Origin of the sequence: Spirillospora sp. NPDC047279, from assembly GCF_040643285.1 — a bacterium.
Lineage (GTDB): Bacteria > Actinomycetota > Actinomycetes > Streptosporangiales > Streptosporangiaceae > Spirillospora.
Genome location: NZ_JBEYUA010000004.1, coordinates 265,978 through 282,385, shown reverse-complemented (window position 1 = coordinate 282,385; position 16,408 = coordinate 265,978). Strand labels below are relative to the sequence as shown.

Annotated in this window: 23 protein-coding genes and 5 tRNA genes; 12 read left to right on the top strand and 16 right to left on the bottom strand. The window is 62.9% G+C overall.

Translation table 11 applies throughout. The features are described from left to right. Positions 1 to 8 precede the first annotated feature (8 nt). The 16 genes from nrdJ to ABZ810_RS11785 all read right to left on the bottom strand — a co-directional run bounded on the left by nrdJ (position 9) and on the right by ABZ810_RS11785 (position 8,960). A complete protein-coding gene (gene nrdJ, locus ABZ810_RS11860) occupies positions 9 to 2,057 on the bottom strand; it encodes a ribonucleoside-triphosphate reductase, adenosylcobalamin-dependent (RefSeq protein ID WP_358402274.1) in 2,049 nt (682 codons plus the stop codon). A gap of 17 nt (positions 2,058 to 2,074) precedes the next feature. Continuing rightward, positions 2,075 to 2,797, bottom strand: coding sequence for a hypothetical protein (locus tag ABZ810_RS11855; RefSeq protein WP_358402272.1), 723 nt, complete (start codon positions 2,795 to 2,797; stop codon positions 2,075 to 2,077). A gap of 35 nt (positions 2,798 to 2,832) precedes the next feature. Next, the gene (locus tag ABZ810_RS11850; RefSeq protein ID WP_358402270.1) at positions 2,833 to 3,642 is read right to left on the bottom strand and encodes a metallophosphoesterase; all 810 of its coding nucleotides are present in this window, start codon (positions 3,640 to 3,642) and stop codon (positions 2,833 to 2,835) included. Next, positions 3,639 to 4,055 (bottom strand): DUF3310 domain-containing protein, encoded by a 417-nt coding sequence (locus ABZ810_RS11845; RefSeq protein WP_358402268.1) that lies wholly within the window; start codon positions 4,053 to 4,055, stop codon positions 3,639 to 3,641. The genes ABZ810_RS11850 and ABZ810_RS11845 overlap by 4 nt, the downstream gene beginning before the upstream one ends. After that, a complete protein-coding gene (locus ABZ810_RS11840; protein ID WP_358402266.1) occupies positions 4,052 to 4,339 on the bottom strand; it encodes a hypothetical protein in 288 nt (95 codons plus the stop codon). The genes ABZ810_RS11845 and ABZ810_RS11840 overlap by 4 nt, the downstream gene beginning before the upstream one ends. Further along, entirely contained in the window at positions 4,336 to 4,500 is a 165-nt protein-coding gene (locus ABZ810_RS11835) for a hypothetical protein (protein ID WP_358402264.1), read from the bottom strand. The genes ABZ810_RS11840 and ABZ810_RS11835 overlap by 4 nt, the downstream gene beginning before the upstream one ends. Continuing rightward, the gene (locus ABZ810_RS11830; RefSeq protein WP_358402262.1) at positions 4,500 to 4,613 is read right to left on the bottom strand and encodes a hypothetical protein; all 114 of its coding nucleotides are present in this window, start codon (positions 4,611 to 4,613) and stop codon (positions 4,500 to 4,502) included. Before ABZ810_RS11830 ends, ABZ810_RS11835 begins: the two co-directional genes overlap by 1 nt. 176 nt (positions 4,614 to 4,789) lie before the next feature. Next, positions 4,790 to 5,167, bottom strand: coding sequence for a CHC2 zinc finger domain-containing protein (locus tag ABZ810_RS11825; RefSeq protein ID WP_358402260.1), 378 nt, complete (start codon positions 5,165 to 5,167; stop codon positions 4,790 to 4,792). Positions 5,168 to 5,236: 69 nt separating this feature from the next. Continuing rightward, positions 5,237 to 5,431, bottom strand: coding sequence for a hypothetical protein (locus tag ABZ810_RS11820; protein WP_358402258.1), 195 nt, complete (start codon positions 5,429 to 5,431; stop codon positions 5,237 to 5,239). After that, the gene (locus ABZ810_RS11815) at positions 5,428 to 5,889 is read right to left on the bottom strand and encodes an endonuclease VII domain-containing protein (protein WP_358402256.1); all 462 of its coding nucleotides are present in this window, start codon (positions 5,887 to 5,889) and stop codon (positions 5,428 to 5,430) included. The genes ABZ810_RS11820 and ABZ810_RS11815 overlap by 4 nt, the downstream gene beginning before the upstream one ends. Beyond that, a complete protein-coding gene (locus tag ABZ810_RS11810) occupies positions 5,889 to 6,707 on the bottom strand; it encodes a DnaB-like helicase C-terminal domain-containing protein (protein WP_358402254.1) in 819 nt (272 codons plus the stop codon). Before ABZ810_RS11810 ends, ABZ810_RS11815 begins: the two co-directional genes overlap by 1 nt. Continuing rightward, positions 6,708 to 6,983 (bottom strand): hypothetical protein, encoded by a 276-nt coding sequence (locus ABZ810_RS11805; RefSeq protein ID WP_358402252.1) that lies wholly within the window; start codon positions 6,981 to 6,983, stop codon positions 6,708 to 6,710. It abuts the gene before it with no gap. After that, complete coding sequence (locus ABZ810_RS11800) at positions 6,980 to 7,204, bottom strand: hypothetical protein (protein ID WP_358402250.1); 225 nt, start codon at positions 7,202 to 7,204, stop codon at positions 6,980 to 6,982. The genes ABZ810_RS11805 and ABZ810_RS11800 overlap by 4 nt, the downstream gene beginning before the upstream one ends. Before the next feature lie 49 nt (positions 7,205 to 7,253). Then, the gene (locus ABZ810_RS11795; protein ID WP_358402248.1) at positions 7,254 to 8,039 is read right to left on the bottom strand and encodes a PD-(D/E)XK nuclease family protein; all 786 of its coding nucleotides are present in this window, start codon (positions 8,037 to 8,039) and stop codon (positions 7,254 to 7,256) included. Continuing rightward, on the bottom strand, positions 8,036 to 8,344 hold the full coding sequence (locus ABZ810_RS11790; protein WP_358402246.1) for a hypothetical protein: 309 nt from the start codon (positions 8,342 to 8,344) through the stop codon (positions 8,036 to 8,038). The genes ABZ810_RS11795 and ABZ810_RS11790 overlap by 4 nt, the downstream gene beginning before the upstream one ends. Before the next feature lie 73 nt (positions 8,345 to 8,417). After that, positions 8,418 to 8,960, bottom strand: coding sequence for a hypothetical protein (locus ABZ810_RS11785; protein ID WP_358402244.1), 543 nt, complete (start codon positions 8,958 to 8,960; stop codon positions 8,418 to 8,420). A gap of 656 nt (positions 8,961 to 9,616) precedes the next feature. On the opposite strand from ABZ810_RS11785, the gene ABZ810_RS11780 reads away from it, so the two are divergent. The 12 genes from ABZ810_RS11780 to ABZ810_RS11725 all read left to right on the top strand — a co-directional run bounded on the left by ABZ810_RS11780 (position 9,617) and on the right by ABZ810_RS11725 (position 16,375). Next, positions 9,617 to 9,982 (top strand): HNH endonuclease signature motif containing protein, encoded by a 366-nt coding sequence (locus ABZ810_RS11780; protein ID WP_358402242.1) that lies wholly within the window; start codon positions 9,617 to 9,619, stop codon positions 9,980 to 9,982. Next, positions 9,979 to 10,242, top strand: a complete 264-nt coding sequence (locus tag ABZ810_RS11775) for a hypothetical protein (RefSeq protein WP_358402240.1) — start codon at positions 9,979 to 9,981, stop codon at positions 10,240 to 10,242. Before ABZ810_RS11780 ends, ABZ810_RS11775 begins: the two co-directional genes overlap by 4 nt. Positions 10,243 to 10,341: 99 nt before the next feature. Then, positions 10,342 to 10,414: transfer RNA gene (locus tag ABZ810_RS11770), tRNA-Trp, on the top strand. A gap of 112 nt (positions 10,415 to 10,526) precedes the next feature. Next, positions 10,527 to 10,599 (top strand) — tRNA-Pro (locus tag ABZ810_RS11765). 2 nt (positions 10,600 to 10,601) lie between these two features. Continuing rightward, positions 10,602 to 10,674: transfer RNA gene (locus tag ABZ810_RS11760), tRNA-His, on the top strand. Between the two features lie 2 nt (positions 10,675 to 10,676). Then, positions 10,677 to 10,749: transfer RNA gene (locus ABZ810_RS11755), tRNA-Lys, on the top strand. Positions 10,750 to 10,754: 5 nt separating this feature from the next. Further along, positions 10,755 to 10,827, top strand: a tRNA-Asn gene (locus ABZ810_RS11750). Positions 10,828 to 11,116: 289 nt separating this feature from the next. Beyond that, positions 11,117 to 11,542, top strand: a complete 426-nt coding sequence (locus ABZ810_RS11745) for a hypothetical protein (RefSeq protein WP_358402238.1) — start codon at positions 11,117 to 11,119, stop codon at positions 11,540 to 11,542. An 11-nt stretch (positions 11,543 to 11,553) separates the two neighbouring features. Then, a complete protein-coding gene (locus tag ABZ810_RS11740; protein WP_358402236.1) occupies positions 11,554 to 13,155 on the top strand; it encodes a hypothetical protein in 1,602 nt (533 codons plus the stop codon). Positions 13,156 to 13,237: 82 nt separating this feature from the next. Beyond that, positions 13,238 to 14,596, top strand: coding sequence for a phage portal protein (locus tag ABZ810_RS11735; RefSeq protein WP_358402234.1), 1,359 nt, complete (start codon positions 13,238 to 13,240; stop codon positions 14,594 to 14,596). 80 nt (positions 14,597 to 14,676) lie between these two features. Next, positions 14,677 to 15,255 (top strand): hypothetical protein, encoded by a 579-nt coding sequence (locus tag ABZ810_RS11730; RefSeq protein ID WP_358402232.1) that lies wholly within the window; start codon positions 14,677 to 14,679, stop codon positions 15,253 to 15,255. A 73-nt stretch (positions 15,256 to 15,328) separates the two neighbouring features. Next, the gene (locus ABZ810_RS11725; protein ID WP_358402230.1) at positions 15,329 to 16,375 is read left to right on the top strand and encodes a hypothetical protein; all 1,047 of its coding nucleotides are present in this window, start codon (positions 15,329 to 15,331) and stop codon (positions 16,373 to 16,375) included. The last annotated feature ends 33 nt before the right edge of the window (positions 16,376 to 16,408 follow it).

The following is a 16,408-nucleotide window of genomic DNA, read 5'->3' as shown; positions in this document are numbered from 1 at the left end:
ACTCTCCTTTAGCGAACCGGGCAAGAGCCAGTGGCGCATTCCTCATCGACGCCTTCGCCGATTTGCGTCATCTGGTAGAGGTTGAAGTCGGCTTCGGAAATGCGCTCGTAGGGCGACTGAGGACGGGACTGGTCGGGGAAGATCGTGCTGCCTTTCAGCCTTCCGGCGAAGTCCTTAAGGACTCCCGCCAGTTCCTCGACCGTGTATTTCGTGGGGTCGATGTTGGCGGTGAAAGAGACGGCATTGTCGGCGTACCAGCACTGAACGGTGTCCTGGACCGCGAGCATCTGCGTCAGGGTCAGCTCGTCCGCGGACTGGACGATCGACGGAGGGTGGCCAAGGGCCACGACGTCATCGACCAGGCGCTCCTTGGTCGGGATCTCCACCACCATCGTGTTCGCCGCGTACTGGCACGGCTCCACCACGAAACCCTGCTCCTTGAACTCCTCCAGTCGAGCCACCTGCGCCTCGTCCAGAGTCGAGAAGCGGATGCGGCGGATGAAGTAGCGGCTGAAGATGGGGTGGATGCCCTCGGTGGTGCCGGGCAGCTTGGCGATGCTGCCCGTGGGGGCGATGGTCGTGACCTTGATCGGCTCGGGGATGCGGAGCCTGAAGGAGTAGGTCCGTGCCTCTTCCCGGACGGCCGACTTCAGCGCCCACAGGATGTGCTTGACCTGCCAGTTGTCGGCGATCTCGGCGTACGAGACGCCCATCCGGGCGAAGGCCGCCTGGACGCCGAACAGCCCCACACCGATCCTGCGGTCCCGGTCCATGACGTGCCGGCTGTTGTCGTCCAGGATGTCGCCGAAGGTGGCCCGGATCAGGAAGCGCGTCATGATCTTGGCGGCCTTGACCGCGCCGTCCAGGTCGAAGTCCTCCCCCAGGGCCTTCGGCGCGAACGCCTCCAGATTCACGTGCCCGAGGACACATGCACCCCACTCAGGGAGGGGGATCTCCCCACACGGGTTGGTGGAAGAAACTTCGTGGACCTCACCCACGTTGGAGAACGACTTGTTCCAGACCCCCGGCTCGCCGTTCTTCAGCATCCCCTCGGAGATGGCCTGAAGGACCGACAGGGCAGTGGGGTCGTCGTCCCCCAGCGCTGCGTTGAACTCGTCATCGATCTGGACCGAGATGTTCGTGGTCCAGTGGGAACCGGTGTCCTCCTTCAGGCGAATGAACTCGTCGACCTGTGGGTCGTTCCACGGCATGATCGACATGCGCGCCGAACGGCGGTTGCCTCCCGCCACCACGCACTGGGCGATGGCGTGTTCGATCTCCATGGCAGAGATCGGGTCCAGAGGCACCCCGAACCTGTCATCCAGGCCGGTCGTCACCGCCAGGTCGTCAAGGACCTCTTCGATCTCCTTGAGCATCTTGGCCAGGGGCTGAGGCCCGGACGCGAAGCCTCCGAACGTCTTGAGCCGAGCGCCGCTGGCGCGGACTCGCGAGACGTCATAAACCCTGACCGGATGGGCGGCCGGGTCCCATGCGGACTCCAGAAGATCGGTCAGGGCATCAGCCCAGCCCTCCCGACTGTCCTCCACCTCGCAAAAAGAACCCTGGTAGTCAGGGTCGAAGTACCCGGACAGCAGCCCCGCGGCTTTCATGGCGTCGTGGTCGGGATGGGTCTCGTCGCAGACGATGTGGACCTCGATCGGGCGCTGGATCGGCCCGTACTTGGAGGTCTTCTCGGTGCTGTAGGTGGCCCCGACACCGCCGCCTTCCATGAGGCGCATGAAGGTGAAGCGGAAGTGGGAGGAGATCTCCGGGCCCCATCCCGAGTGCCAACAGTTGAAGAGGAACTGGCGACCCTTCACCCCCGAGGCCCACAGGTGCCGGCCCGCCGGAAGGATGGCGAAGTCCTCCATGAGGAAGCCCAGATCGGCTGCCTCGCCGTCGTCCACCTGGTCCTCGGAGACCAGGGCGAGATTGCCCTTGGTGACTCGGCGGACGGTCTCCGGCCAGGTCTCCTTTTGGCCGTTGGGTTTGGTTCGGCTGTAGGTGCGGTCGTAGACGTCCTTGCCGGAAGGGCCCCAGGCAATCGCGTTGTTCATGGTCTCCGTTTCAGTTGTCAGGCGGCGTGCTTGCCCCAGTTGAAGTGCGTGCCGGGCGGGTCCCACTTCTCCTTCTTGCGGACCTTCTGAAGGGAAGTCAGGGCGTCCTCCTCGTGCCCGCCGCCTTCGAGGTTCTTCTCCGCGAGGAACATGGCCTTGGAGTTGGTCATCACGTCGCGGGTGCCGAGGCCGTCCGCGGCCTTCCCTGTCTTGGCAGCGATGCGGTTCACCACACGGGTGAGCGCATCGACGGCCCGAGTGACGTCCTTGCGGTGCATGGAGTCGTCCTCGTGGAAGAACCGGCGCTCCAGAATGGAGCGGTACTCCGGCTTGATGCGGTCCATGCCGACCCTGAGGTCCATCAGGGAGATGCCGATAGCCCGACCACTGATCTCGGCGGACAGCCAGTCGTCCTTGCCCGTGGGAACGTCCCAGGCGGCCGGGTCGAAGTACAGCTCCTTGAGAAGCGCCCGGACCTCCCGGGGCGTGTAAACGTACTGGCTGGTCGAGATCACGTAGTCGTAGCGGACCGCCGCGGCGTACCTGGCGGCGTCGCGCTCCAGGACCCGGTAGACGTAGCTCACTCCCACGTCGTCCGACATCCGGGGCAGCTTCTCCTGGAAGCGGGTCAGCGCTTCCGAGGCGAGATCCTCGGCCTCAAGGCCGGGATACTGGCGGGCCACGTCGCGGCCCACCCTGTTCGCAAGCTCGATGAGCTTCTCGTCACTGATGTTGATCAAGCTCTCTCCCACCGTCCAACTGCTGTCAAACTGCTCTAACTGGCCTTTGAAAAACGGCCGCCTGCTCCGCGCTTGAGAGCGCCGTAGCGGACGGCTTCCACGACGAACGATCCATCTCGGCGGATGTCCACGGCGACCGGGGAGACGTCGTGGTCGCCGACGTACAAGATCCCGAAACCGGACTGCCAGTTGGCCACTCCCCCGACACCGAGATAGCCCGCCTTGCTGGCATCCATGAGGTTTCCGACCTCGAACCCCCACCTGACGACCGGCCTGCCCCCGACGTAGCCGGAGGTGTGGCGACGGACGCCCAGCCTGTGGGTGTGGCCCATGATGATGTTCGCGCCGGCCTTGGCCGCGTGGTTGTAGGCGCTGGTCCCGGCGATCTGGGACATGCCCTTGATCTCGTGCCCGTGGATCAAGACCGTGTCCGGCCCGACCTTGTGGAACGCGGGGGTCTTGGTCACGCCGAAGCCGTCGAAGTCGAGCAGGTTCTCGAAGCGGAAGACGTCGGTGAACTCACTGAGGGCGGGGGCGTTCTGATTGAGGTACACCCGAGGGCGCTCGTCGTGGTTCCCCTCAAGGATTCCCACAGGCCCGTCGTAGATGGCCCGGAGAGGCTCCAGGAAGTTCCGCTTGGTGTAGTCGGAGTCCTCCCGGACTTTCTGGGCGTACTCCTCGCGCGTCCCCTTGGACCATCGACTCGGCGTCGGGTAATCGACCAGGTCCCCGATCTGGTAGACCTCGTCGGGCTGGTAGATGCCGATGAAGTTGATGACGTTCTTGAGCGCACGCCGGTCCTCGAAAGGCATCTGCGTGTCGCTGATGATCACTGTCCGCTTCAAGCGGCCTCCCCTTGCTCCATCTCCCTGATCTCGTAGTCGAGATACCAGCGGGCCTTCCTGAGGTCTTCGAGCGTCCGGCCCTTGTGGTCGGCACGCATCAGGTACTTGATGGCGTTGCCCCGGACGAACGAGAACCGCGCCGTGATGTCGATGACCTCGACCCCGTTAGGCAGCCACGTGTAGTGACTCGGGTGGTTGACCGGGTCGCCCTGCTGGAGGAGTTCCTTCTCCCAGTCGGCAAGCGGTTCCTCGGCGTCCTTCACCAGGCGCAGTGGACCGACCTCGTCATACACCCGGAGAAAGTCCAAGCCGCGGCCGGTCTCGTAGCCCTTCAAGCGGAGCTGGTAGTCAGACCCGACAACCCATTCGTCACCGTCGTCGTCTGCCCACACCTGTCCGATCGCAGTCCTCACCAGGTCTCCTCTTCTGGTCCGCCGTTGATGTAGAGGTAGCCCACGGTCAGAAGCACCTGGAAAGTGCCGCCCACCTCGGGATCGCGCACCAGTGCAATGCGTCCGTTGTGGAGGTAATCCAGATCCCTGTTCTCCATCTCGGCCGCGAGCCGGCCGATCTGTGTGGCCAGGTCCTCATCGGTCGGAACCCCATAGCAGTCGGGCCCGCCGTACTCCCAGTCCTGGTCCTCGAAGATCTGGGCCACGTCCTTGAGCGGCATGTCCGCGTCGAGCATGATCCTCATGCCGCGATCACCTTTCCTCGTAGAGCCTCTCTCCCGTTCTCCTGGAAGAAAGAATTCACGTCTCCGCCGTTCATGATCACGGGGCGCAAATTACTTCGAAGTGGCTTCCCAAGGGCAGTGGCCATCTTCTCGCCGGCTTCGTCGTCGTCCTGGAGCAGCATCACCTGGTCGTATTGCTCCAGGAGGTAAGCCCATACGGGCTGCCAGGAGGTTGCTCCCGGCAGCCCGATACAGGGCAGATCGCACATCTCGGCGATGATGCAGTCCAGCTCACCTTCGGTGACGCAGATCCCGCGCGTCCCTCGCTCCAACGCTTGGGGATTGAAGATCCTGGGAATGTCGCCTGGCATCGTCAGGTACTTCTCACCTGATTCGCCTAGCCTGCGGAACCGTAGGGTGACTGCTCCGTACTTGGTCAGGTACGGAATGCAGAGCTTCCCCTGGTACTTCTCATGGCCCGGCAGAGGGTCGGAAACGACTCCCAGCCTGAACCTCTCGATCATCTCGGGGCTGATCCCGCGCCCCGTCAGATACTCGACGCCTTCCGGTGTGATGCCTTCGTGGTACCTTCTCGATGCCTTCTCCAAGAAGTCTCTCCGCGAATCCGATGGCACCAACAAAGTCCAAGTCCTCCTCTCGCATAATCAGGGCAAGGGCATCGCCTTTCACCCCGCAACTGAAACAGTTGAAGGCGTATTCGTTGTAGCTCGCCGAAGGCCGGGTGTCCGGATGAAACGGACAGACGACGCTCGTCCAGAACTCCCGCGGATCGTCGTCCGGGAGGTCCGCCCCGTAGTGCTCCAAGATCGGGACGATGTCGATGTCCACCGTCAATTGCCGCCCTGGACGACGGCCCCCAGCATCGAAAGAAGAAAGAACACGCGCCAGCCCGTCATCTCAGCCCTTCTCCAACTCCAGCACCTCGCCGAGCGCCCGGTGAAGCTCCTCGGTGAAGTCCAGCTCGGCCACGCCAGCGTCGATGGCGAGGACGAAGTTCAGCAGGTTGTCGTTGGGCATCTCGGCGGCCAGGTACTCGGCCAGGTCCTCGATATGGACGTCCTGTCGAACGGTGATCGGGATCTTGTCGCTCATGACTTCCTCCTCCTCGGCCGCTTGCGCGGTTGGGGTTTCTTGGCGGGGTCGCCCCGATAGTGGCGCTCCCCCAGCACCTCCAGAGCCGGCGGGCTCTCCAGGTAGTCCGCAGCGGCCCGAAGGATCTCCGGCCGGTCCCGAGCTGCTGTCAGCAACCGCCCGTTGCACATGCGACACAGCAGGCCCCGGACAATGCCTCGTTCGTGGCAGTGGTCCACCGAAAGTCGCTGGACTCTGGGTTGGCTACAGATGGCACATACGCCGCCCTGGGATTCAAAGAGCTGGTCGTACTCGCCGCGCTGAAGGCCGTAGGTTGCTACCACTCGATTCTCGTGCGCTGCCTTACTGCGCCCCTTCTTTCGACAGGTTACGCAAATCCGACCGCGATTGGAGGCGTAAAACCGTTCGGCTCTGTTTCTCCCACACTTCTGGCACTCGCGAAATCCAGCACGGCTCATTACGCCGCCTGCAAGGTCGGAATGTTGTGGTGGTCTTCGATGGCCATGCGGTTCAAGTCCATCCGCAAGCTCACCGTGTGCCGGCCTGCCGCGTTGGCAATACCGTCCCGGTTCTTGACGATGGCCACTCCCATGTCCTCAGTTCCGAGCAGAGTCTCCTCCCGGAACAGGGTCAGGACCATTTCGGGGACCTTGCTGACCTTTCCTCTCAAGCCCGAGAGGGGCGGGATCGTCGTCCCGTCCTCGTACTCGCCGGTGAGGTGTGCCAACACGACCACGCACATGTTCCGCTTGCGAGCCAGCTCCAGGCCGAAGAGCAAGACATTCTCCATGCTCTTGTATTCATTTCCCTCTTCACCCGGATCGACGTTCAGCAGGTTGTCGATCACGCACATGTCGGGATAGGCGCCGAGATAGCCATGGGCCGTGATGGACTTCTCAATCAGGTCCATGGACGGGCCTGCGTCGAACTCCCACCAGATGCGACTGACGGGCTCCAGTTCGGTGTCGAAGGTGTAGCCCTTCTCCATGGCCCGCTGAACCTCTCCGGTCTCCCGGCCGGTGAGGATGGACACAGTTCGCGTGAGCTGTGTGCCAGGTCCCGAGTCCGCGCTGAAGTACAGGCAGGACGCCTCCGACTTCACGGCGAGGTTGAGGGCAAACGCCGACTTGCCGCCGCCGGGGGCACTCGCGATCAGGACGAGCTGGGGCTTGCGGAACACCGCCGTCGCCTCGTCAAGGGTTTTCCAGACGGTCTTGAGAGGCCGGCCGGACGATCGGTTGCTCCGCAGTGCGGAGCCCAGGTGATACAGCCCCACTCAGGCGGCCTCCAGATTCCGCTGAAGCGCGTCCAGGTCCCGCCGGCGGCTCATCTGGCGGTTGTAGCTCCACATGTTCAGCGCGCCCGTCTCCATGAGGAACTCGCGGCGGGCGTGCTCGCGCCAGGACTCGCGGACGCGGTCGGTGGGCAGCGTGGCCACGGCCAGGACCTCGCGGCGCACCTGGGCGTAGACCTCGTCGGCGATCTCGTCGGTGTCGGTGAAGCCGATGGAGGCCAGCATCTCGATGTCGCGCCAGCCGGTGGTGTGCCTCACGCGCTCACCGCCAGGTGGTCGTAGACGGTGGTGATGGTCTGACGCATCTGCTCGATGACCCCCAGCACTGCCACGGGGTCGTTGGGGGCGATCAGGATGGTCAGCAGCGCCAGGTCCAGGAAGACGTCCGCCACGTCCTGGTGCTGGGCTGACACGGAGTCGATCAGCTCACGAAGACGCTGGCCCTCTGCGTGGAGAAGCTCGATCATGAGGGTGTCCATGGAAGAAAGATCCCTTTCGCTAGACTATCGAACCACTGTCAAACTGCTATTACGCGCCAAAAATACAAGACGGCCTCACGGTGCAGGTGAAGCAGTCTCCGGGGTTTGGCAGGAATGAGCCGGCCTGGATGCCATTGTGCAACTGGCGATACCAGTTGCCGACCATTTCCTTGGGGTAAATCTTCAGGTCCTTGCGCACCAGCTTGTTGTTGAGGCAGTCCCAGTAGGCGGCCCATTCAACGGGCTGGCCCGTCAGTTCCGTGATGGCGATGCCGTACGTCGCTAGCTGGTAGGGATCGGTCGGCATCTTCGATCCGGTCTTCCAGTCCAACGGCATCAGCGCCCCGGTGGACCTGCTCTCCATGATGCAGTCGATGTAGCCGAGTACTGAGAAGTCGCCGAAATCCAGCTCGAACCCGACCTCGACTGCGGGCTCCGCTGGAGCCAGTTCAGCAGGCTGTAGATCGTCCTGTGTCGTATGGCGCTCAATGTAGTCGGCCACCTGCTGACGGCCGATCTCGAAGCGCGTCTGGATGTCTGCGGCGAGCTTCTTGCGGCCCCCCACCATCCACATCTCGTCGTCGGGTTGCGCCTCCCGAGCCGCCGCCAGCTCGCGGTCCCAGGCGGCGACGAACACCTCCTCGGCCGCACCGAGAGGCAGGGTTCGGGACGATCGCTCGTAAGCCTCGATCCCCTCATGTACCGACGTGCCCTGGACGAACCAGACCGCCTGACGTTCGGGGACTCTCTCGATCTTCGCAAGGTAGTGGGCGTATCCACACGCCGAGTAGGTCTTCAACCGTGAAGGCGAATAACGCCTTCGGCCATCTGTCACGGGGCTCCTTCCTTACCGACCCACACCGTGATGTGCAGATCACGGCTCATCATGTTCCCGAGGTCGGCCGGGTTCATGACCTCAGACCAGACCGCGTTCTTCGGGATCACGTTCATGGCCGCGAACATGGCGGCGAACATCAGCCCCCTTCGGACGATGACCTCGTAAACCCATCCGTCCTCGAACTCTCGCCGTTGGACCCTGAGGCCCTCATGCTGGTCGAGAACCGTCTCGACTGTCCCCACAGGAGAAAGCGGATCGAACGGTCCGAAGTAGTCGGCGGGAGCAACACACTCGATGGACATGACGGACTGTTCTCCATATCTATAGTGCTAACCCGGAAGGAGGAGGGGCCCACCCGACCCCTCCACCAAGGGCCTACAACTTCCTCGTAAGACCTGCCTTGGCTCGGTTCAGCACCTTCTTCAGATGCCAGTCACTCTCGTCGGCAGGCTTCGTGAAGAAGCCCCCGACTATGCTTTCGTCGTTCGGCGGCTGATCACGGTCGTAGTCGATGTCGAGGTCCTGATCGACCAGGTTCTGCGCCCATCGAATGGCTGTCGCTATTCCGTCGTCACTGATATCCCCGCCCTGCGCTATGACAGAAAGATCGCGAAGGTACTTGTAGACCTTGCCTCCCTTGCCGCCCGAATGGTCTCGGAGAACGCTCCAGGGAACCGCCCACTTGTGATCCAGCCTGGGCTTTCGCTGGAGCTTGTATCTCCGGACTGCCTGAGCAACGCCTGACTCGGTCAGACCGGTTGCCTCGGCAATCTGGGCATAGGTCATCTTCGGGATGCCCTTGATCTTGTTGCCATAGAGCATGTCTCTCAGATCATCCGGCTCTACCTTCCGATGCTTCATGGCGGGGGAAGCTTCCTTCCTGGACGGATTGCCAGCCCTGGCGGCTGGAGCGTTCAAGTGGTGAGGCTAGCAGGCGACTGTCGAACCCCTGTCACTCTGCTGTCTCCGCCCTCCAACCAATACTAGTTTTTTCGCTGATTCCCCAGGTCAGAGGCCGCTTTCCGGCCAATCCCCCCACGCCCCCGAGTTCCGCAACCCCCTTGCAGAACCCCTTGCGCCTAGGAGTATGCCGCAGCGCTCACATTCGTCACAACTTGTGACTTCGAACATTCGTTCGAGGACTGATACGTGTTTCGGTTGAGCTGTAAACCAGACCGCCCCGCCGATCGTCACGGAGTGTCACCGCAGGTCATCGGGTGGACCAGCGGAACGGACCGGTCCAACTCATGGCTCGCCAGGTAATTGAACGGCAAAGAGTCGTGACCTTGTGTAGACGAACAACCTTGTTTGCGTAACGAGATCTACGTCATGTGACGTACATCACAGTCACAGGGTGCCCCGCTTTCCGAACGGGGGCACATCAAGTGAAGTGAGGAGAGGGAGGAGAGAGGGAGCGAAGCTCCCGAACGACGACGACCACAGAGGGAGCCTTGAAGGGCTCCCCTACTAGTACAGGGAGGGCCTTCAGGGCCCTCCTACTCACAGCCTTACCGGGGCCGCCTTCGGGCGGCCTCTGTCATGTCCAACGGCCTTCGGGCTACCGAGGGGAGGGAGTGAGCACCATGGCCAGAGCACCAAAGCTATGCGCGGCCGACTGCCGCGGAATCGCCACCAAAGGGCCCTACTGCGATGCTCACCGCCCTGTTCCCTTCGCGGGAGCGAAGGAACGTTGGAACGCTCAGCGGCCGAGTAACTGGCGCAAGCTTCGCGCTGACGTGATCGATGCCGCGGGCGGGGTCTGCGACATCGAAGACTGCGAAGAGGCCGGCACGGACGTCGACCACATCGACCCCGTTGCCGAGCGCGGCCTGTGGCGGCTGAACAACCTCCAGCTCCTCTGCAAGCCACACCACAAGATCAAGGTCCAGCAGGAGGCCCAGAGGGGTCGGCAACGAGCACGGGAGAGGCGAGCAGCATGAGGGAGCAGGACGAGGAGGAGTTCCGCCCCAGCGCCTTCACCTGGGCATGGGCCCTGTGGATCGTCTTCTTTCTTCTGGTCGAGGGGTACGCCCTCCTCCGCAAGAGGAAGGGCGACACGTTCTCAGAACATTGGTGGACGCTCTTCCACGTTCACTCGAAGGTCCCCAAGTCCATCCGCCTGGTGCTCGTCGTCCTCCAGCTCGCGTTCGGCACTTGGCTCGTCGGCCACCTTGCGTTCGGCTGGTGGGCCACTGAATGACTCGGTCACGGTTCGAGCGCCCATGAGGCAGCTCCCGTGGCTGTGGGGTCGCCCGTGTCCTCTCCTCTCCCACCCCACGGGCGGCCCCTTCTACTCCAAGCGTCGGTAGCTCAATTGGCAGAGCAGCGGTCTCCAAAACCGCCGGTTCCAGGTTCGAGTCCTGGCCGTCGTGCGTAGTTCGGCGCGGAGTCCTGATCGGAAACGCCAGGCGTGATCAGGGGCCCTTGGCAAGGGTCGGCCCTCGTGAAGGGGGCACCGGTTCGAATCCGGACCGCCGAACACAAATGTTCGTAGCTTAGAGGCAAGAGCACACGGTTTGGGTCCGTGGGGGCGGGGGTTCGAATCCCTCCGAACATACTGTGGCGCTAGCTCAAACGGTTAGAGCACCGGCCTGTGGAGCCGGTGGTTCGGGTTCAAGTCCCGAGCGTCACCCCTGGTCTGTGGCTCAATTGGCAGAGCATCCGGTTCTTACCCGGAGGGTTGTGGGTTCGATCCCCACCGGACCAACTCAATGGCTTGTAGCTCAGTAGGCAGAGCAGCGGATTGTTAATCCGCGGGTCGCAGGTTCGAGCCCTGCCAGGCCAGCACGATTCCAGCTCGTCTAACCGGAAGGACGCCTGACTCTGGATCAGGTAATCGAGGTTCGAGTCCTTGGCTGGAAGCAACGGTGACAATAGCGCGCCTAACCAGCGCGCAACGATAGCCGCAGGGATGTGGTGTGAGGTATGCACTCTGGCCCCAAAGGGCGCTTGGTCGCGCAACTAGGGCCGGAAGAGAGGGTTCGATCCCCTCCATCCCGCTGGGCAGAGTGTCCGGCCATCGGCCGGCACCTGCCAAACCTTCTTTCTTCCTCAGACACTTTGGGAGGTGTCTCATGGCTGGCTTCGGCCAGGTTCCGAAGGAGAACGCTGTCCGCCGGAACATCGTGGACACCTCGCACCTGGAGCAGGACTACGACGTCCCCGACAAGCTGAAGAAGCTCCAGAAGCGGGCAAGCTACTCGGCCGCCACGCAGCTCTGGTGGGACACGTGGGCCAACAGCGAGCAGGCTCAGTACTTCGCCGAGACGGACTGGCTCCGTCTCCAGATGCTCGCTCCCCTGGTGGAGAGCTACTACCGCAAGCCAGGGCACTTCATCATGGCCGAGATTCGACAGAGCGAATCTCTCCTCGGCGCAACGATTGCCGACCGGATGCGACTGAAGGTCGCGGCCCTCAAGGACAAGAACCAGAAACCGGTTGAGGCTCCGCCAACCATCGAGGCGGACCTCCAACTCTACGCGGAGCTGAATAACGAATAGGAGGTGAGCCGGTGGCTTACGACCCTGAATGGGACTCGCAGACCGGCAACCTCCCCAAGGGCGTTCCGACGCCGTACGAGACGCTCGGCTACCAGATCCTCCGCTGGTGCGAGACCTACATCGTGCAGCCGGACGGCGAGACCGCCGGCCAGCCATGGAAGTTCACCCCCGAACAGAAGCGCTACATCCTCTGGGCGTACTCGATTACCGAGACTGGGGAATGGCGTTACGGCCGAGTCTCGCTGAGGCGCAGTAAAGGCTGGGGAAAGACGCCGCTGTTGGCGGCGTTGGCCATCATTGAGTTCATCGGCCCCTGTCGCTTCGGGGGTTGGGCCAAGGACGGGCAGCCTGTCGCTGTCCCCGTCCAGCTCCCGCTGGTGCAGATTGCCGCCGTCTCTCTAGAGCAGACCGCGAACACGCGGGACATGATCCGAGGGATGTTGAGCGAGTCCCCTGCCGAAGGTATCTACGGCCTTGAGATCGGCAAGGAGCGGATTCAGTTCAAGGACGGTAAGCCGGGTCGGATCGAGCCGGTTGCGTCCAGCTCGCGCGGCCTGGAGGGCGCACGGCCCACCTTCGTGATTTGCGACGAAACGCACCACTGGATCGCCAGCAACGGCGGCGTCTATGTCTACGAGACTCTCCAGCGAAACGTAGACAAGACGATGAAGGCCGGCAGCCGGTTGATGCAAACGACTAACGCTTTCAATCCTAACGAAGACTCCGTCGCCCAAAGGACCTACGACGCTTTCATGAGCGGCCGTAAGCGCCTCCTGTACGACTGCCGAGAGGGGCAGCCTGTAGAGGACCTGACGGACACTGAGGCTGTTCTAGCAGCTCTCAAGCAGGCGTACGGCGACTCGCACTGGGCCCCGGTAGAGGGCCTGGTCGATCTGGCTACGGACCCCCTCACACCCGACGCGGTGTTTTGGCGTTTCTACTTGAACCAGATAGCCGAGAGCGCTGACAACTGGATCGACAAGTACACCTGGGACGAGCTGCGCCGGGATGACGATCCGATCCTGCCGGGCGACCAAGTCGCCCTCGGCTTCGACGGCTCCCTCCGATCAGACGCCACGGCGATCGTGGGCGCCAGGTTGAGGGACGGGAAGCTCTTCTTGGTCCACCTCCAGGAGCAGGACGAGAACGATCCCGACTGGCAGGTCAACCAGTTCCTTGTGGACCGGGCGATGCGCCAGGCCCGCGAGACCTACAGGGTTGAGTGGATCATGTGCGACCCCTCGTACTGGCAGAACCTCGTGGGGGTCTGGGCGCTCGACTTCAGGGAGCTGGACAAGGACGGCAGGGACATCGTCTTCGAGTTCCCGCCCCAGCGCGTGGGGAAGATGGCCGGCGCAGTCGAGCGCTTCCACACCGCTGTCCTCCTGGGCGATGGCCTCTGCCACGACGGCGACAAGGACCTGAGCCGGCACATCACCAACACCGTGACGTACGAGGTTCCCCAGGGCGTTTTGATCACCAAGGAGTCCAAGACCTCCAAGCGCAAGATCGACGCCGCGATGGCAGCCGTCCTCGCCTACGAGGCCCGAGGCATGGCCATCGAAGACGGGCGCATGAAGATCCGCCGCAAGGCCCGTATGCGTAGCTACTAATAGCAGTTTGACAGCAGTATTGCAGCCGTAGGAAGGAGGGATCATCGAAAAGCCCGAATCTCCACTCCAGTGGATCGACTACATGTCCGGGAAGCTGCACACGCAGGCAGCCCAGGGCAGGAAGTACGTCGAGTACTACGACTCTGAGAACACCGTCCTTTCCTACGCACAGGAGAAGTTCCGCGAAGTCTTCGGCGCGATGTTCCACAACTACCGGGACAACTTCGCACCTCTGATCGTGGACAGCATCTCCGAACGGCTGTCCATCAAGGGCTTCCGAATGGGCCCAGAGGAGGACGCCGACAAGGATGCTCTCCAGATCTGGCAGAAGAACTACTTGGACGCCGATAGCAACGCGGCGATGATCGACGCAATGATCCAGGGCTCGTCCTTCCTGCTGGTCTGGGGAGACGACGACGACCAGCCGGTCATCACCCCTGAGTCCGCCTCGGAGGTCTGCGTCCAGCTCGCTCCGGGAAGCCGCCGCGTTCTGGACGCTGGCTATCGCGAGTTCGTAGACGACTGGGGCCAGACGCATGCCACTTTGTGGCTCCCCGATGCGGTCTACACCGCCACTAGGGACAAGCTCGATTGGAAGGCCCCCGAAAGCTCGGAAAATCCCCTTGGTGTGGTTCCGATTGTCCCGCTCACGAATCGGAAGCGGCTCAAGGCGGCGCCCTTCTCCGAGCTGGCGGCGGTCCTGCCTGTGCAGGACGCCATCAACAAGGTGTCAGCGGACGCCATTGTCGCCTCCGAATTCGCTGCGTTCCCTCAGCGCGTCATTACCGGCCTTGAGCCCTTTGACGATTCCGACGAGGAACGCACGGCGATGCTGAAGGCATATATCGACCGAATCCTTGCCTTCGACGGCGAAAACGTGAAGTTCGGTCAGTTCGACGCTGCGGACTTGGGCAACTACGTCAAGCTCATCGAGATGCTTGTCCAGCACATGGCTTCTCAAAGCCGTGTGCCCTTCCATTACTTTTTGCTTAATGGTGGGCAGGCTCCGAGTGGCGAAAGCATCACCGCTGCGGAAGCGGGTCTCGTGGCCAAGGCCAGGGAACGAATGCTCCACTTCGGCGAGAGCTGGGAGCAGGCCATGCGCCTGGCCTTCCAGGTTCTCGACGACCCTCGCGCAGAGGCGTTCGACTCCGAGGTGATCTGGAGCGACCCGGAACACCGTCAGAGGTCCAGCCTTGTCGATGCTCTCGGCAAGGAGAAGCAGCTTCTTGGCACTCCCGTCAAGCAGCTCTGGGAGTCCGCTGGCTACTCACCTCAGCAGATCAACCGATTCCGCGAGATGCAGGAAGAGGAACTGAAGCAGGAGGCCGAGTGGCGAGAGAAGTACGGCCCCAAGGAAGAGGAGCCCAACGGCTCCAGCCAGTCTTCACCCTCCAAGGACGCTTCCACTGAGCGCCAGAAGGAGAAGGCGAACCGCTAGGCGATCTAGCCAACCCTCACTTTCCTGGACGCACAAGGCGAGATGCCTGTGCGTCTTTTCAATTCCGAGATGGAGCCCTTATGAGTGAGCAGCCGACCGAGCCGACTACTCAGGCAGGAGAGGCTGAGCCGGCCACCGAGGCCCCGAAGGTCGAGGACCTTCAGGCCCTGATTGCCGAGCTGGAGAACGACCGCGACAAGTACAAGTCGCTCGCGAAGAAGGAAGAGGCGACGAAGAAGGAGCACTGGAACCGCCTCCAGGAGATCGAGAGGGCCAACCTTTCCGAGACGGAAAAGGCCATTCTCGAAGCCGAGGAGCGAGGCAAGAGCGCCGCCCAGGCGGAGTTCGAGTCCCAGCTTCGGCAGGCCAGGCTTGAGGCCGCCGCCGCGACGGCCGGCGTGCCCGACGAGGTTCTCAGCCTCCTGGACCCCAGCAAGGTTTTCACCGACGACGGTGAACCGAACATTGAGCTTCTGGCTTCCCTTTCCGGCACCAAGCGCAAGTTCGAGAAGTCCGCCTCTGATCTGAAGATCGGCGCGCAGTCGAACGCCAACGCCGGCCAGCTCACCCGAGCAGACCTTCAGCGCATGTCTCCTCCGGAGATCATGAAGGCGAAGGAAGAGGGTCGCCTCGACGCGCTAATGCGGGGACAGCTCTAACCCCAATTCCCCATTGCAGGGCCTCACGGAAATCCGTGGGGCCTTTTTTGATGCGCTCTAAAGGAGACCAACCATGGCCGAAAGCTTCGCTGGCGGCACCTACAAGGACTCGGCTGCGGGCCACCCGCTCCAGACCACTGACAACCTGTTCATTCCGGAGCTGTGGACCGCCCAGTTGCTCCAGGACCTGGAGGCCAGTCTGATCCTGGGCTCCAACCTGGTCACCAACCGCAACTACGAGGGCGAGTTCCGCCGGCACGGCGACGTCCTGCACATCCCCCACTTCATGGACACCGTGGACGACTACGGCCTCAAGCAGGCGTATGACTCGTTCGCGGCCGGGGAGATGGACCGGGCCGAGCTGGAGTACATCAAGCTCGTCGTCCAGAAGGGTTCGAGCTTCCGCTTCGAGGTGGACTCCCTCCACCAGCTCCAGACCCAGGCCGGTATCGACCTCATGTCGAACCTGGTCCGTCAGCGGGCCCGCGTCACCGCCCAGGCGATCGACGCCCTGGTGGCGCAGACCATCACCGCCGCGCTCGGCGGCAAGGACCTGAACGCCTCGGCGTCCAAGGTCGTCCCGACCGTCCTCGCCGACTGGAACGCGCTCCCGGCCCTGCACGGCTCCGTGGTTCAGAAGACCATCCCCGGCACTGGCGACAGCCCGATCTACGACACGATCGTGGACATGCTCACGGAGCTGGACAACAACTCCGCTCCCGACGACCGCTACCTGATCATCGCCCCGAGCATCCGCGCTGCGCTGCTGAAGGACCCGAACTTCCGCGACGCGAGCCACTGGGGTGGCCAGGCCGTCATGCCGTCCGGCGTCATCGGCGAGATCCTCGGCGTCCCGGTCCGCGTCAGCAACACGCTGGCCAACACCGTGGCGACCCGGACCAAGAAGCTGGTCGCTCCGACCCACGCGGGCGCGAAGTCGCTCCAGATGGTCATGGGCGCGACCAACGCGGTTTCCCTGGTCCTGCCACACGCCGAGATGGCCGCCTACAACCCGGAGAACAGCTTCACCTCGGCCGTGAAGAGCCGCCTGATCTACGACGCGAAGGTCATCCGGCCCGAGCAGCTCGTGGTCGCCGGCACCTTCGCCGCCCCTGCCTGATCCGACGCATTGGGACGGGGCCCTGCGGGGCCC

Bases quoted from the DNA above. Each gene is read 5' to 3' on its own strand.
- ABZ810_RS11800 (WP_358402250.1), bottom strand. From the start codon at position 7,204: ATGGACACCCTCATGATCGAGCTTCTCCACGCAGAGGGCCAGCGTCTT.
- ABZ810_RS11790 (WP_358402246.1), bottom strand. From the start codon at position 8,344: ATGTCCATCGAGTGTGTTGCTCCCGCCGACTACTTCGGACCGTTCGAT.
- ABZ810_RS11820 (WP_358402258.1), bottom strand. From the start codon at position 5,431: ATGAGCGACAAGATCCCGATCACCGTTCGACAGGACGTCCATATCGAG.
- ABZ810_RS11840 (WP_358402266.1), bottom strand. From the start codon at position 4,339: ATGAGGATCATGCTCGACGCGGACATGCCGCTCAAGGACGTGGCCCAG.
- ABZ810_RS11745 (WP_358402238.1), top strand. From the start codon at position 11,117: ATGGCTGGCTTCGGCCAGGTTCCGAAGGAGAACGCTGTCCGCCGGAAC.
- ABZ810_RS11835 (WP_358402264.1), bottom strand. From the start codon at position 4,500: ATGCTGCTCCAGGACGACGACGAAGCCGGCGAGAAGATGGCCACTGCC.
- ABZ810_RS11735 (WP_358402234.1), top strand. From the start codon at position 13,238: ATGTCCGGGAAGCTGCACACGCAGGCAGCCCAGGGCAGGAAGTACGTC.
- ABZ810_RS11775 (WP_358402240.1), top strand. From the start codon at position 9,979: ATGAGGGAGCAGGACGAGGAGGAGTTCCGCCCCAGCGCCTTCACCTGG.
- ABZ810_RS11815 (WP_358402256.1), bottom strand. From the start codon at position 5,889: ATGAGCCGTGCTGGATTTCGCGAGTGCCAGAAGTGTGGGAGAAACAGA.
- ABZ810_RS11730 (WP_358402232.1), top strand. From the start codon at position 14,677: ATGAGTGAGCAGCCGACCGAGCCGACTACTCAGGCAGGAGAGGCTGAG.
- nrdJ (WP_358402274.1), bottom strand. From the start codon at position 2,057: ATGAACAACGCGATTGCCTGGGGCCCTTCCGGCAAGGACGTCTACGAC.
- ABZ810_RS11725 (WP_358402230.1), top strand. From the start codon at position 15,329: ATGGCCGAAAGCTTCGCTGGCGGCACCTACAAGGACTCGGCTGCGGGC.